Genomic DNA, 13,708 nt, shown 5'->3' with positions numbered 1-13,708 from the left:
TTGGAGTTAACGGTCGGGCGCGTCGTCAAGGCGCACGGCATCGGCGGCGAGTTGGTCGTGGAAATCCGCACCGACGATCCCGCCGCGCGGTTCGCTCCGGGTAACACGTTGCGCGCCAAGAATTCCCGTCACGGGGAGGAACGCAGCTATGTCGTCGACCAGGCGCGTGAACACGGTGCGCGACTGCTGGTGCGACTGGCCGGAGTGGACGACCGCGACGCCGCCGACGCGCTGCGGGGCAGTTTGTTCGTCGTCGACTCCGATGAGCTGCCGCCGATCGACGAGCCGGACACCTACTACGACCACCAGCTCGAAGGCCTTCATGTCCGGACCACGACCGGGCTGGACGTCGGCGTCGTCGCCGAGGTGCTGCACACCGCGGCCGGTGAATTGTTGGCGGTGCGTCGGGATTCCGGCGAGGTACTGGTGCCATTCGTCAGCGCGATCGTCACGTCGGTGTCGTTGGACGACAGGTTGATCGATATCGATCCGCCCGACGGCCTGCTGGAGCTGTAGGGGGCAGGCTTCGAAATGCGAATTGACGTGATAACGATTTTCCCGGCCTATCTGGATCCCCTCAGACAATCGTTGCCGGGCAAGGCGATTGCGTCGGGTCTGGTCGATCTGCACGTGCACGACCTGCGCCGGTGGACCCAAGACGTGCACCACTCGGTGGACGACGCACCCTACGGCGGCGGACCCGGGATGGTGATGAAGGCGCCGGTATGGGGCGCGGCCCTAGACGAGACATGTTCGGGTGAAACACTTTTGGTTGTTCCGACGCCGGCCGGCGCGTTGTTCACGCAGGCGACCGCTCAGCGCTGGACCACCGAGAGGCACCTGGTGTTCGCCTGCGGGCGTTACGAGGGCATCGACCAGCGGGTCATCGAGGACGCCGCCCGACGGATGCGGGTGGAGGAAGTCTCGATCGGGGATTACGTGTTGCCGGGCGGAGAGTCGGCGGCCGTGGTGATGATCGAAGCCGTGCTCCGGCTGCTGAGCGGGGTGCTGGGCAATCCCGCGTCGCTTCAGGATGATTCGCACTCGCCCGCCCTGGACCGGCTGCTGGAGGGGCCCAGCTATACCCGGCCGCCGAACTGGCGTGGGCTCGACGTCCCCGAGGTCCTGCTATCCGGTGATCATGGCCGAATCGCGGCCTGGCGCCGCGAGGTTTCGCTGCAGCGCACCCGTGAACGCCGCCCCGACCTGTTGGACGAGTAGGACCGGCGAACAGACGCAAAAGCCCCGCGACACGCCGAAGATTAGGGGCTTTTGCGTCTGCTCGCGCAGCCGACGGAGCCCTCAGATCCGGCCGTTGGGAAATATCGTCTTGACGGCCTGGGTGATCGTCTGCCGCGCGGTGGCGTCGTCGGAGGGCTGCAGCGACTGGACCACCATCACGTAGCGATGGTCGGCGCCGATCACGCCGGTCGACAGGTGCACCCAGTCGGCGCCGATGCAGCACATCCAGCCCTGCTTGACCGCCACCGGTTCGGCGAACAGGCCGTCCGGAATGCCGAACCGCTGCGGGTAGCCGTCGATTCCGGTCGGCGTGGACTGGGCCAGATCGTTGACGATGACCATGCCCCGCTCGGTCGGCAGGCCGCCCGACCCGTCGAGCAACATGTCGTAGTAGTGGATCAGGTCGGTCAGCGAGCTCATGGTGTTCCACCAGCGCCCGTCGCTGGGCGGGGTGGTCGACGACAGCCCATACCGGGTCGCGACCTGGGTGATGATGCTGTCGCCGCCGCCCTGACCCCAGAACTTTTCGGCCGCGCCGTCGTCGGACGACTGCAACATGACATCCAGGGCCTGGCGGTCGTCGGGGGACAAGGTGGCCTTGCCCTGGGACTCGCCCAGCAGGAGATCGTCGGCGATGAAGAGCTTGGCCACCGACGCGGTGCCGATGATTTGGCTGTTGCCGTTGGAGACCAGCTCATGCGTTTTGCGGTCCAGGACGGCGACCGAGAGCGTGGCGCCGGCGGCGGCGGACTCGTCGATGGCCTGCTGGATTCGCGCAGGAAGGCCGCCGAACACCGTGCCGGACAGCGCCTGCGGTGGCCCGTGCATCGGGATGGTGTCCAGCAGCAGTTGAACCGTCTCCGGCTGCGCTGGGGGCTGACGACGGGGCGCTCTGTGCTCGGGACTGCCGGACGCCTTGCCCTGGCTTTGCGGCTCCACCAACGCCTCGTCGCACCCGGCCAACACCAGCGTCACCACCGCGACGGCCGCGAGCACGGTGAGCGGGCGGGTGCGCATGCGTCGCTCTCCTTGGTCAGATAGGACCTTAAACGTGCACGTGGCCGGGCCGTTCGACCCGAGTCATGTGTACCACTCACCCCCGCGTTCGGCGCGTTGCGAACCGCGACGTTTACATGTGATTTTCAATGCACGCGGGCCGTCTGGCACAATTATCGGGTTGTCTCGCACCCGTCAGCGGGCCGGGCCGCTTCCCGGCTGCCGCGAGATGCGCACAAAAGCCCGAAACCCAACGGCTTGATGACCGCCCCACGCGCGTGTGGGCATCCGTCGCAAGCCGCGACCGCAAGGAAGTGTGTTCGTAGATGAACCGGCTGGACTTCGTCGACCAGGCGTCGCTGCGCGACGACATCCCGGCCTTTAGCCCGGGCGACACCATCAACGTGCACGTCAAGGTCATCGAGGGCGCCAAGGAGCGTATCCAGGTGTTCAAGGGCGTGGTGATCCGCCGGCAGGGCGCAGGCATCCGCGAGACGTTCACCGTGCGCAAGGAGAGCTACGGCGTCGGCGTCGAACGGACCTTCCCGGTGCATTCGCCGAACATCGACCATATCGAGGTGGTGACCCGTGGCGACGTCCGCCGCGCCAAGCTGTACTACCTGCGCGAACTGCGTGGCAAGAAGGCCAAGATCAAGGAAAAGCGCTGACCGGGCGCGGTTCCTCAGGCCACAAACCGTGCTGGCTACGCTGATCTCGTGACCGATACCCCGGACTCACCCGAGCGCCAGTCCGACGCTGGTCAGCCAGAGCCGAAGGTCTCCACCCGCGACCCCGACACGCCCTCCGAGGGGGCCCCGCCCCCGGACCCCGAGGCGGCCGAGCCGGAGCCCAAGAAGAAGTCCACGCTGCGCGAGCTCGCGATTCTCGCCGCGATCGCCGTGGTGCTCTATTACGTCATGCTGACGTTCGTCGCTCGCCCCTACCTGATTCCGTCGGAATCCATGGAGCCCACGCTGCACGGGTGCACGGGCTGCGTCGGCGACCGGATCATGGTCGACAAGCTGACTTACCGGTTCGGTCAGCCGCGTCCCGGTGACGTGATCGTCTTCAAGGGACCGCCGTCGTGGAACGCCGGATACAAGTCGATCCGTTCGAACAACACCGCGCTGCGCTGGGTGCAGAACGCGCTGTCGTTCATCGGTTTCGTGCCCCCCGACGAAAACGACCTGGTCAAGCGGGTCATCGCGGTGGGAGGACAGACGGTGCAATGCCGGGCCGATACGGGGTTGGCCGTCGACGGCAAGCCGCTCAAGGAGCCGTATCTGGATCCGAACACGATGATGGCCGACCCGTCGAAGTACCCCTGCCTGGGCAGCGAGTTCGGCCCCGTCGCCGTCCCCGCGGGACGGCTGTGGGTCATGGGTGACAACCGGACGCACTCGGCGGACTCGCGGGCCCACTGCACCAGCGTCCCGGCCGACGCCCTCAAGGGCATCCTGTGCACCGGTGACCCGAATTCGGGAACCGTGCCGGTCGGCAACGTCATCGGCAAGGCCCGATTCATCGTGTGGCCGCCGTCGCGGTGGGGTGGCGTCGGGTCGGTGAACCCCCAGCAGAGTCAGTAGCCATGGCCACCACGTGGCCGCCGCGGACGGTGATCCGCAAAGCCGGGGGTCCGCGGGGAATGCGCACCCTCGAGTCGGCGCTGTATCGCGGCGGCCTGGGGCCGGTGGCCGGGGTGGACGAAGTGGGCCGCGGCGCCTGCGCCGGCCCGCTGGTGGTGGCGGCCTGCGTGCTCGGCCCGAGCCGACTGGAAAGCCTTGCGGCCCTTGATGACTCGAAGAAGCTCACCGAAAAGGTGCGGGAGAAGCTGTTCCCCTTGATCCGCCGCTACGCCCTGGCGTACCACGTGGTCTTCATCCCATCCGAAGAGGTCGACCGGCGCGGGGTGCATGTGGCCAACATCGAGGGGATGCGGCGCGCGGTGGCCGGCCTGTCCGTGCGTCCGGGTTACGTGCTCAGCGACGGCTTTCGCGTCCCCGGCCTACCGATGCCGTCGCTGCCCGTGATCGGCGGGGACGCCGTGGCCGCCTGCATCGCCGCGGCCAGCGTGCTGGCGAAAGTCAGCCGGGACCGGCTGATGGTCGCGATGGAGGCCGACCACCCGGGCTACGGCTTCGCCGACCACAAGGGCTACAGCACGCCGGCGCACTCGCTGGCGCTGACCGAGCTGGGCCCCTGCGCCCAGCACCGCTATTCGTTCATCAACGTCCGGCGCGTGGCGACCGCATCGGGCGCGCGCGTGGTGGCGGAGTGCAAACCGGACCCTCCGGCCGAGCATGGCGGATACCGGTGAGGAAAGATGGGACCGGGTTCCCACGTGGCGACGGAGGCGTCTGAGCAGATGAGTGGCAGATGAGTGCAGAAGATCTCGAAAAGTACGAAACCGAGATGGAGCTCTCGCTGTACCGCGAATACAAGGACATCGTCGGCCAGTTCAGCTACGTCGTGGAAACCGAGCGGCGCTTCTACCTGGCCAACAGCGTGGAGATGACGGCGCACAACGCCGACGGCGAGGTGTACTTCGAGCTGCGACTGTCCGACGCCTGGGTGTGGGACATGTACCGTCCGGCCCGCTTCGTCAAGCAGGTGCGCGTGGTCACCTTCAAGGACGTCAACATCGAAGAGGTCGAGAAGCCCGAGTTGCGGCTGCCGGAGTAGCCGCGGGGTTAAGTGGTCGGCGGAAGCAGATTTTCGCCGCCGGCCGGCAGGTGACCACGATTGTCGATGACGGCGCGCGCCACCTCGGCCAGCTTGATGTTGAGCGCTTGGGAGTGCTGGCGCAACAGGTCGAACGCCTGGTCTTCGGTCATTTGGTGCAGCATCATCAGCATGCCGACCGCCTTGCCGATCTCGCGGTTGCTGAGCAGCCCCCGGCGCAGGCTCGCGGAGTCTTCGCCCTTGGCGACCGCGTTGATGGCCACGCTGGCGAACGACGCCAACACCGCCGCTCGTCCGGCGGATTCGGCGTCGAACAGGTTGGGAGTGTCGCTGAACAGGTTGAGCGCGGCCCCCTTGCGCTTGTCGACCAGGAGCCGGAAGCCCATGGCCCCGCGCACCGGCGTCTCTTCGACAAGGATGGCGGCGAGCTTGGGCCACAGCGACGGCGAGGTCAGGTCCGCGTCGATCTGGGGTGTTTCCTCCTCGATCGCGTCGATGCACGGGCCGTCGCCGGAACGCCGTTCCATCTCGTCGATCTGCTGCGCGATCCGGTCGCTCGCGCCGACCGTGACGTATCGGTCGTTTTCGCGCACCAACAGGCTGGCGTGGTCACAGCCGCGAACGGTCAGGGTGGCGGCGACGCAGATGGCCGCGTACATCTCTTTGGCGTCCGAGCCTTGGTAGATGATCTCGGCGAGCGCGGCGAAGACGGTGGCCGGGTCGGCTTTCTCCCCGCCCGGGACCGAACCGTCGGTGACGGTATTCGAGTCGTGTGCCACGTTGTGCCTCATTCCCGCGGTGTCGGTGTTCGAACCGCGTGCCATGACCGCGCCGGCTTCTCGCGGTCCTTTGTCGAGATTATCGGCATGCGACTTTCGCGAACGCGGTTTCGCCGGCAGCGCGGCAGGGAAAGACACCCGAGGTGGGACTGACCGTGGCGGTGACGGGGCCAACCGGGGAGATCGGCGTCTCGGCGGTGACGGCGCTTGAGCGCGAGCCCGCGGTTGACACCATCGTCGGGATGGCGCGCCGGCCGTTCGACGCGGCTTCGTCCGGTTGGGTGAAAACCACCTACCAGCAGGGCGACATCCTCGACCGCGACGCAGTCGACGCCCTGGTGGCCCAGGCCGACGTGGTGGTCCACCTGGCGTTCATCATCATGGGCTCGCGCGAAGAGAGCGCACGCATCAATCTGGAAGGCACCCGAAACGTGTTCGAGGCGACGGTCGCCGCCGAGCGGCCGCGGCGCCTGGTGTACACCTCGTCGGTGGCCGCGTACGGCTACCACTCCGATAACCCCGTTCCGCTGACCGAGGACGTGCCGGCGCGGGGGTCGGCCGAGCACTACTACTCGGAGCAGAAGGCCGCGTGCGAGGCGCTGCTCGCCGACATCACCAAGGATTCGTCGCTCGAGGTGTTCGTCCTGCGGCCATGCATCGTCGCCGGGCCCGGGGCGACGGCGTTAGCCGACGCAATGCCGTGGAACCAGCTGCCCGCACCGGTGCGCGCCATCGCCAAGCTGGCGCCGATGCTGAAGCCGGTCGTGCCGGATCCGGGATATCCCTTGCAACTGGTCCACCACGACGACGTTGCGGAAGCGATCGCGTTGGCGGCGACGGCTCCCGCACCGCCCGGGGCATACAACATCGCCGGTGACGGCGTGGTGACGGTGTCGGATGTTGTCAAGGCGCTGGGTGGCCGGCCGGTACGGGTTCCCGCCGTCGCCGCCTCGGCGGCGTCGGCGGCGATTTCGAAGGTGCCATTCGTCCCGTCCATGCTGGAGTGGTTGCACGTCGCGCGGACGTCGGTGGTGATGGACACCGGCAAGGCCAGGTCCCTGCTCGGGTGGCGGCCGGTCCACTCGGCGGCCGAGACGCTCGCGGAGCTGGCCGCGGTGGTCTGAAGTCGATGTGACGTCGGTCAATGTAGTTTGGCTGCATGAGGTTCGGCTGGTGAGCCATGTCACGGCGCGCCGACGCGCGTATCACCTCACCGCGGACCGCGCCGTCGCCCGACCGGAAACCCTGGCCGTCGAGGAGCCCTTGGAGATCCGCGTCAACGGCGCGCCGGTCACGGTGACCATGCGCACCCCCGGCTCGGATTTCGAACTGGCGCGAGGCTTTCTGCTCACCGAGGGCGTCATCGGGGGCCGCGGCGACGTGCTGACCATCCGCTACTGCGGCGGGCGCGCCGACCCGAACACGTACAACGTCTTGGACGTGACCTTGGCGCCGGGGGTCAAACCGCCCGATCTCGATGTCACCCGTAACTTCTACACCACGTCGTCGTGCGGGGTCTGCGGCAAGGCGTCGCTGGAAGCGGTGCGGCTGATGGGCCGCTTCTCGCCCGGCTCGGATCCGGCGACCGTCGCCGCGGCCACGCTTCAGGCCATGCCCGGCCAACTGCGTGCCGCGCAAAAGGTTTTCGACAGCACCGGCGGGCTGCACGCGGCGGCGTTGTTCGGCGTCGACGGCACGGCGCTGGTGGTGCGTGAGGACATCGGCAGGCACAACGCGGTCGACAAGGTCGTCGGCTGGGCGCTGGAACATGAGCGCGTTCCGCTGGAGGCCTCGGTGCTGCTGGTCAGCGGGCGGGCGTCGTTCGAGTTGACGCAAAAGGCCGTGATGGCAGGAATTCCCGTGCTGGCCGCGGTGTCGGCGCCGTCGTCGCTGGCGGTGTCGCTGGCCGAGGAGTCCGGCATCACGCTGGTGGCGTTCCTGCGGGAAGACTCGATGAACGTCTACACCAGGGCCGACCGCATCGCCTAGCCCGCTGTCGTCGGCCCGCTGTGGATGGGCCCTCGACTGTGGATAACCGGTCGTTGCGGCGGCCATTCGGCCTCGACGGCGCCACGTCGTGTCGGGATCACCGGGCACCTTGGCTCCCATGACGACCCAAAAGACTATGACTCGGGTGCAGCTGGGAGCGATGGGGGAGGCGCTCGCGGTGGATCACCTGACGAAGAGGGGGTTGCGGATCCTGGGCCGCAACTGGCGCTGCCGCTACGGCGAGCTGGACGTGATCGCCTCCGACGAGGCCAGCCGCACCGTGGTGTTCGTCGAGGTGAAAACCCGCACCGGGGACGGCTACGGGGGGCTGGCGCACGCGGTGACCCCGCGGAAGGTCTGGCGATTGCGCCGGCTGGCGGGGCTTTGGCTGGCCGGCCAGGACCAGCGTTGGGCGGCGCTGCGCATCGACGTGATCGGCGTGCGGATCGGGCGCCGCCGCACGCCGGAGATCACCCACCTGCAGGGAATCGGCTGATGGCGCTGGGGCGGGCATTCTCGGTCGCGGTGCGCGGATTGGACGGCGCGACCGTGGAAATCGAGGCCGACATCACGTCCGGCCTGCCGGGGGTGCACCTGGTGGGCCTGCCCGACGCCGCCCTGCAGGAGTCGCGCGACCGGGTCCGGGCGGCGGTCACCAATTGTGGCAACAGCTGGCCCATGGCCCGCCTCACGCTGGCGCTGTCGCCGGCGACGCTGCCGAAGATGGGATCGGTCTACGACATCGCGCTGGCTGCGGCCGTGCTCTCGGCGCAGCGAAAACACCCATGGGAGCGCCTGGAAAAGGCGGTGCTGTTGGGTGAGCTGTCGCTGGACGGCCGGGTGCGGCCGGTACGCGGGGTGCTGCCGGCCGTGCTGGCCGCCAAACGCGACGGCTGGCCGGCGGTCGTCGTCCCGGTGGACAACCTGGCCGAGGCCAGCCTGGCCGACGGGATCGACGTCTGGGGGGTGCGCACGCTGCGGCAATTGCAGGGCTGGCTCGGCGGCTCCGGCGGCCTGGACCGCAGGATCAGCGTGGCAGCCACGGACCCGGAGCCGTCGGCGGACCTGGCCGACGTGGTCGGACAGGCGCAGGCGCGGTTCGCGGTGGAAGTCGCGGCCGCCGGGGCGCATCACCTCATGCTGACCGGGCCGCCGGGGGTGGGCAAAACGATGCTGGCGCAACGCCTTCCGGGATTGCTGCCGCCGCTGTCGGGGGGTGAGTCCCTCGAGGTCACCGCTATTCACTCGGTGGCCGGGCTGCTTTCGGCGGATACGCCGTTGATCACGCGGCCCCCGTTCGTGGCGCCGCACCATAGTTCCAGCGTCGCGGCGCTGGTCGGCGGGGGTTCGGGGATGGCCCGCCCCGGCGCCATCAGCCGGGCGCATCGCGGGGTGTTGTTCCTGGACGAATGCGCTGAGATCAGCGTCAGCGCGCTGGAGGCGTTGCGAACACCGTTGGAGGACGGGGAGATTCGCCTCGCCCGCCGCGACGGGGTGGCCTGTTACCCCGCCCGCTTCCAGCTGGTGCTGGCCGCCAACCCGTGCCCGTGCGCGCCGGCCGATCCGCAGGACTGCATCTGCGCGGCCGCGGCCAAACGCCGCTACCTGGGCAAGCTGTCCGGGCCCCTGATGGACCGCGTGGACCTGCGGGTACAGATGCATGCGGTGCGCGCCGGGGCAATCTCGATCACCGACGGTGAATCGACTGCGCAGGTTCGCCGGCGGGTGGCGGCGGCGCGCGACGCGGCCGCCGAGCGTTGGCGGCCACACGGCTTCCGCACCAACGCCGAAGTCAGCGGGACGCTGTTGCGGCGAAAGTTTCGTCCCAGCAATGCCGCGATGGACCCGCTGAAGACGGCGCTGGACCGCGGGCTGCTCAGCATCCGCGGCCTGGATCGCACACTGCGGGTCGCGTGGAGCCTTGCCGACTTGGCCGGCCGGGTGATGCCGGGGCTCGACGAAGTCGCCACCGCGCTCAGCTTCCGGCAACCGGGGGCGCAGCGATGAACGATCCGGTGTCGCGGGCGTGGGCTTACCTGTCCCGGGTGGCCGAACCGCCCTGCGTGCAGCTTGCCGCGCTGGTGCGACGCGTGGGCCCGGTAGAAGCCGCCGACAGAGTCCGGCGCGGACTGGTGGATGCCGACGTGGCCCGGCACACCGAGGCCAGGCGCGAAATAGACCGGGCCTCAGCCGATCTCGAGCTGATCGCCGGCCGCGGCGGGCGATTGATCACACCCGACTCCGACGAGTGGCCGCTGCTCGCGTTCGCCGCCTTCGGCAGCACTGAGGTCAAGGCTCGCGGCGGGCCGCCGATGGTGTTGTGGGCGATGGGTCCCCAGCGCCTCGACGAGGTGGCCCAACGCGCGGCCGCCGTGGTCGGAACCCGGGCGTCGACGGTATACGGCGAGCAGGTGGCCGCGGACTTGGCCGCCGGGCTGGTCGAGCGTGACGTCGCGGTGGTCTCCGGCGGCGCCTACGGCATCGACGGCGCGGCTCACCGTGCGGCGCTGAACTGCGACGGAATGACCGTGGCCGTGCTTGCCGGCGGTCTCGACATCCCTTATCCGGCAGGTCATTCCGGGCTGCTGCATCGCATCGGCCAGCACGGGCTCTTGTTCACCGAATACCCGCCGGGTGTCCGGCCGGCCCGGCACCGGTTTCTCACCCGCAACCGCCTGGTCGCCGGCGTCGCGGGGGCGGCGGTGGTGGTGGAAGCGGGCCTGCGCAGCGGCGCGGCGAACACCGCCGCCTGGGCGCGGGCGCTGGGCCGGGTGGTGGCCGCGGTGCCCGGGCCCGTGACATCGTCGGCGTCGGCGGGTTGCCATGCGCTGCTGCGCAACGGCGCGGAGCTGGTCACCCGCGCCGATGACGTCGTCGAACTCGTCGGGCGCATCGGTGAGCTGGCGCTCGACGAACCGCACCCCACCACGGCGCTCGACGGGCTGAGCGACGCCGAGCGTCGGGTGTACGAGGCGTTGCCCGGTCGCGGTGCCGCCACCGTCGACGAGATCGCGGTCGCATCGGCGCTGGCGCCCGAGCAGGTGCTCGGGCCGCTGGCGATCCTCGAGATGGCGGGTTTGGCGCGCCGCGACGACGGGCGGTGGCGAATTGTCCGCCCCGGCAGCCGCCACTCCGCGGCCGGGAATTCGACGGCGCGGCTCGTATAGTCGACGGGGGGTCGGGTCTGGACAGGAGGATAAGTGGCAGGTCGACCTTTGCAACGCTTCGAAGTTGCGCGTACCGAACGGCTCACCCGGCACATCGTTCGGGTCGTACTCGGGAGCAGTCATTTCGACACGTTCGCGCCCAGCAAGTTCACCGACTCCTACGTGAAGCTGGCTTTCGTCCCCGAGGACGTCGACGTGGCCGGGCTGCCGCAGCCGTTGACGCTGGACAGCTTCGGCGACGTGCCCCCGGAGAAGAAGCCCGCGGTGCGGACCATGACGGTCCGTCGCGTCGACGTCGCGGCCCGCGAGCTCACGGTGGACATCGTGGTGCACGGCGAGCACGGGGTCGCGGGCCCCTGGGCGGCGGCGGCCCAACCCGGCCAGCCGATCTACCTCATGGGTCCCGGCGGCGCCTACACCCCCGACCCGGCCGCGGATTGGCATCTGCTGGCCGGCGACGAGTCGGCGCTGCCGGCCATCGCCGCGGCGCTGGAAGCCCTGCCGCCCAACGCGGTCGGCAAGGCGTTCATCGAGGTCGCCGGCCAGGAAGACGAGATACCGCTGGCCGCGCCGGAGAACGTCGAGGTGGGCTGGGTCTACCGCGGAGGCCGCGCCGATCTGGTTCCCGAGGACCGCGCCGGCGATTTCGCGCCGCTGATCGAGGCCGTCACCACCGCCCAGTGGCTGCCCGGGCAGGTGCACGTTTTCGTCCACGGCGAGGCGCAGACCGTCATGCACAACCTGCGGCCCTACATCCGCAAGGAGCGCGGCGTGGACGCGAAATGGGCGTCGATCTCGGGTTACTGGCGGCGCGGCCGCACCGAGGAAACGTTCCGGCAGTGGAAGAAAGAGCTGGCTGAGGCCGAGACGGGGGCGTAGGAAGGGACTTGCGCCCGGCTGGCATCCTCTATCGCATGGCTCATTTCGGGGACTACCAGAACGAGATCTACCTGCAGGGACTGGGCGGAGTGGTGCCGCCGCTGCCGATGGCCTTCGCGGAGCTGGAAGCCAAGGCCGCCACGGCGCTGCCGCCGTCGGTTTGGTCCTACGTCGCGGGCGGGGCCGGCGATGAGCGCACGCAGCGGGCCAACTGCACGGCTTTCGAGGGTTGGGGTCTCATCCCGCGCATGTTCGTCGGCGCCGCGGAGCGCGACCTGTCCGTCGAGCTGTTCGGCATGACGCTGCCGTCGCCCCTGTTCATGGCACCCATCGGGGTCATCGGGCTGTGCGCCCAGGACGGCCACGGCGACCTGGCCACCGCGCGCGCGGCCGCCCGCACCGGGGTCCCGATGGTGGCCTCGACGCTGACAGTCGACCCGATGGAAGACGTCGCCGCCGCCTTCGGCGACACCCCCGGCTTCTTTCAGCTGTACACACCGACCGACCGGGAGATGGCCGCCAGCCTCGTGCAGCGCGCCGAGGCGGCCGGCTTCAAGGGCATCGTCGTCACGCTCGACACCTGGGTCACGGGCTGGCGCCCGCGCGACCTGAGCACGTCGAACTTTCCCCAGCTGCGCGGGCACTGCCTGGCCAACTACTTCGGCGACCCGGTCTTCCGCGCCGGCCTGCAACGCCCGCCGGAGGAGGATCGCCAAGGCGCGGTGCTGCGCTGGGTGCAGGTCTTCGGAAACCCCTTGACCTGGGACGACCTGCCCTGGCTGCGCTCGTTGACCGACCTGCCGTTGCTCGTGAAGGGGATCTGCCATCCCGACGACGCCCGGCGCGCCAGGGACGGCGGCGTCGACGGCATCTACTGCTCCAACCACGGCGGCCGGCAAGCCAACGGCGGCCTGCCGGCGATCGACTGCCTACCCGGGGTGGTGGAGGCGGCCGACGGGCTGCCCGTGCTCTTCGACTCGGGCATCCGCAGCGGCGCCGACATCATCAAGGCGCTGGCGCTGGGAGCCACCGCGGTGGGGATCGGCCGCCCGTACGCCTACGGCCTGGCCCTGGGGGGCATCGACGGCATCGTGCACGTGCTGCGCACGATGCTCGCCGAAGCCGACCTGATCATGGCCGTCGACGGGTATCCGACCCTGAAAGATCTCACCCCGGAAACGCTCCGGCGCGTCAACTGAGCCGAACCCCCGGCGCCTGCGAGCGTAAGGGCGTGGAGGCGATCCTCGACGAGTTCAACGAGTACCTGGATCTGCAATGCGGGCGTTCAGCGCACACCCGTCGGGCGTACCTGGGCGACCTGCGCGCGCTGTTCGCGTTCCTCGACGGACGGGGGCTCGACGCATTGAGCCTGCAGGTCCTGCGGGCGTGGCTGGCCTCGGCCGCCGGCGCCGGCGCCGCCCGAACGACGCTGGCGCGCCGCACCTCCTCGGTCAAGGCGTTCACCGCATGGGCGGCGCGGCGCGGCCTGCTCACCGGGGACCCGGCCGCCCGCCTGCAGGTGCCCAAGGCGCACCGCACCCTGCCGTCGGTGTTGCGCCAGGATCAGGCCCTGGCGGCCATGGCGGCCGCGAAATCCGGTGCGCAACAAGGTGATCCGCTGGCATTGCGGGACCGGCTGATCGTCGAGATGCTGTACGCCACCGGTATTCGGGTGAGCGAGCTGTGCGGCCTGGACGTCGACGACGTGGACACCCGGCATCGGCTGGTGCGGGTCCTCGGCAAGGGCAACAAGCAGCGCAGCGCGCCGTTCGGGGCGCCGGCCGCCGATGCGCTCGGCGCCTGGCTGGCCGGCGGGCGTCCCGCTCTGGTGACCGCGGAGTCCGGGCCGGCGCTGCTGCTGGGCGCGCGCGGCCGGCGGCTCGACGTGCGCCAGGCACGCACCGTCGTGCACCAGACGGTCGCGGCGGTCAACGGCGCGCCCGATATGGGACCGCACGGGCTGCGGCACAGCGC

Annotated in this window: 16 protein-coding genes; 14 read left to right on the top strand and 2 right to left on the bottom strand. The window is 69.7% G+C overall.

Annotated features, from left to right (window positions below; translation table 11 throughout):
- Together rimM and trmD are read left to right on the top strand one after the other, a co-directional pair.
- Positions 1–516 (top strand): ribosome maturation factor RimM, encoded by a 516-nt coding sequence (gene rimM / locus JWP83_RS21350; protein ID WP_297734363.1) that lies wholly within the window; start codon positions 1–3, stop codon positions 514–516.
- Between the two features lie 15 nt (positions 517–531).
- Positions 532–1,221 carry a tRNA (guanosine(37)-N1)-methyltransferase TrmD gene (gene trmD, locus JWP83_RS21345; protein WP_297734360.1) on the top strand — a complete coding sequence of 230 codons (690 nt, stop codon included), beginning with the start codon at positions 532–534 and terminating at the stop codon, positions 1,219–1,221.
- An 81-nt stretch (positions 1,222–1,302) separates the two neighbouring features.
- Here trmD and JWP83_RS21340 read toward each other — a convergent pair whose 3' ends face one another.
- Positions 1,303–2,259 carry a hypothetical protein gene (locus JWP83_RS21340; RefSeq protein WP_297734357.1) on the bottom strand — a complete coding sequence of 319 codons (957 nt, stop codon included), beginning with the start codon at positions 2,257–2,259 and terminating at the stop codon, positions 1,303–1,305.
- A gap of 305 nt (positions 2,260–2,564) precedes the next feature.
- Here JWP83_RS21340 and rplS point away from each other — a divergent pair, with 305 nt between their 5' ends.
- Genes rplS through JWP83_RS21320 form a run of 4 tightly spaced genes read left to right on the top strand, consistent with a single transcriptional unit; the run spans position 2,565 to position 4,920 of the window.
- Complete coding sequence (gene rplS, locus JWP83_RS21335; RefSeq protein ID WP_297734354.1) at positions 2,565–2,906, top strand: 50S ribosomal protein L19; 342 nt, start codon at positions 2,565–2,567, stop codon at positions 2,904–2,906.
- A gap of 48 nt (positions 2,907–2,954) precedes the next feature.
- On the top strand, positions 2,955–3,824 hold the full coding sequence (gene lepB, locus JWP83_RS21330) for a signal peptidase I (protein WP_297734351.1): 870 nt from the start codon (positions 2,955–2,957) through the stop codon (positions 3,822–3,824).
- Between the two features lie 2 nt (positions 3,825–3,826).
- A complete protein-coding gene (locus tag JWP83_RS21325; RefSeq protein WP_297734349.1) occupies positions 3,827–4,555 on the top strand; it encodes a ribonuclease HII in 729 nt (242 codons plus the stop codon).
- Positions 4,556–4,614: 59 nt separating this feature from the next.
- Positions 4,615–4,920, top strand: coding sequence for a DUF2469 domain-containing protein (locus JWP83_RS21320; protein ID WP_297734346.1), 306 nt, complete (start codon positions 4,615–4,617; stop codon positions 4,918–4,920).
- Positions 4,921–4,928: 8 nt separating this feature from the next.
- Here JWP83_RS21320 and JWP83_RS21315 read toward each other — a convergent pair whose 3' ends face one another.
- Positions 4,929–5,699 carry a GAF and ANTAR domain-containing protein gene (locus tag JWP83_RS21315; RefSeq protein WP_297734343.1) on the bottom strand — a complete coding sequence of 257 codons (771 nt, stop codon included), beginning with the start codon at positions 5,697–5,699 and terminating at the stop codon, positions 4,929–4,931.
- Positions 5,700–5,842: 143 nt separating this feature from the next.
- Here JWP83_RS21315 and JWP83_RS21310 point away from each other — a divergent pair, with 143 nt between their 5' ends.
- The 8 genes from JWP83_RS21310 to JWP83_RS21275 form a co-directional block, all read left to right on the top strand.
- Complete coding sequence (locus JWP83_RS21310; protein ID WP_297734340.1) at positions 5,843–6,823, top strand: NAD-dependent epimerase/dehydratase family protein; 981 nt, start codon at positions 5,843–5,845, stop codon at positions 6,821–6,823.
- A gap of 49 nt (positions 6,824–6,872) precedes the next feature.
- Entirely contained in the window at positions 6,873–7,688 is an 816-nt protein-coding gene (fdhD, locus tag JWP83_RS21305; RefSeq protein WP_297734337.1) for a formate dehydrogenase accessory sulfurtransferase FdhD, read from the top strand.
- Between the two features lie 118 nt (positions 7,689–7,806).
- Positions 7,807–8,184, top strand: coding sequence for a YraN family protein (locus JWP83_RS21300; RefSeq protein WP_297734334.1), 378 nt, complete (start codon positions 7,807–7,809; stop codon positions 8,182–8,184).
- Positions 8,184–9,695 carry a YifB family Mg chelatase-like AAA ATPase gene (locus JWP83_RS21295; RefSeq protein ID WP_297734331.1) on the top strand — a complete coding sequence of 504 codons (1,512 nt, stop codon included), beginning with the start codon at positions 8,184–8,186 and terminating at the stop codon, positions 9,693–9,695. The genes JWP83_RS21300 and JWP83_RS21295 overlap by 1 nt, the downstream gene beginning before the upstream one ends.
- Positions 9,692–10,855 carry a DNA-processing protein DprA gene (dprA, locus tag JWP83_RS21290; RefSeq protein WP_297734328.1) on the top strand — a complete coding sequence of 388 codons (1,164 nt, stop codon included), beginning with the start codon at positions 9,692–9,694 and terminating at the stop codon, positions 10,853–10,855. Before JWP83_RS21295 ends, dprA begins: the two co-directional genes overlap by 4 nt.
- Before the next feature lie 33 nt (positions 10,856–10,888).
- Positions 10,889–11,734, top strand: a complete 846-nt coding sequence (locus tag JWP83_RS21285) for a siderophore-interacting protein (protein ID WP_297734325.1) — start codon at positions 10,889–10,891, stop codon at positions 11,732–11,734.
- Between the two features lie 35 nt (positions 11,735–11,769).
- A complete protein-coding gene (locus JWP83_RS21280; RefSeq protein WP_297734322.1) occupies positions 11,770–12,933 on the top strand; it encodes a lactate 2-monooxygenase in 1,164 nt (387 codons plus the stop codon).
- A gap of 32 nt (positions 12,934–12,965) precedes the next feature.
- Positions 12,966–13,708: tyrosine-type recombinase/integrase (locus JWP83_RS21275; RefSeq protein WP_297734317.1), on the top strand; the 743-nt coding region annotated here is incomplete at its 3' end.

Origin of the sequence: Mycobacterium sp. (assembly GCF_025965855.1) — a bacterium.
In the GTDB taxonomy this organism is placed as follows: domain Bacteria; phylum Actinomycetota; class Actinomycetes; order Mycobacteriales; family Mycobacteriaceae; genus Mycobacterium.
This window is presented reverse-complemented; position numbering and strand designations above follow the sequence as displayed.

Bases quoted from the DNA above. Each gene is read 5' to 3' on its own strand.
- trmD (WP_297734360.1), top strand. From the start codon at position 532: ATGCGAATTGACGTGATAACGATTTTCCCGGCCTATCTGGATCCCCTC.
- JWP83_RS21340 (WP_297734357.1), bottom strand. From the start codon at position 2,259: ATGCGCACCCGCCCGCTCACCGTGCTCGCGGCCGTCGCGGTGGTGACG.
- rplS (WP_297734354.1), top strand. From the start codon at position 2,565: ATGAACCGGCTGGACTTCGTCGACCAGGCGTCGCTGCGCGACGACATC.
- JWP83_RS21325 (WP_297734349.1), top strand. From the start codon at position 3,827: ATGGCCACCACGTGGCCGCCGCGGACGGTGATCCGCAAAGCCGGGGGT.
- JWP83_RS21320 (WP_297734346.1), top strand. From the start codon at position 4,615: ATGAGTGCAGAAGATCTCGAAAAGTACGAAACCGAGATGGAGCTCTCG.
- JWP83_RS21300 (WP_297734334.1), top strand. From the start codon at position 7,807: ATGACGACCCAAAAGACTATGACTCGGGTGCAGCTGGGAGCGATGGGG.
- JWP83_RS21295 (WP_297734331.1), top strand. From the start codon at position 8,184: ATGGCGCTGGGGCGGGCATTCTCGGTCGCGGTGCGCGGATTGGACGGC.
- dprA (WP_297734328.1), top strand. From the start codon at position 9,692: ATGAACGATCCGGTGTCGCGGGCGTGGGCTTACCTGTCCCGGGTGGCC.
- JWP83_RS21280 (WP_297734322.1), top strand. From the start codon at position 11,770: ATGGCTCATTTCGGGGACTACCAGAACGAGATCTACCTGCAGGGACTG.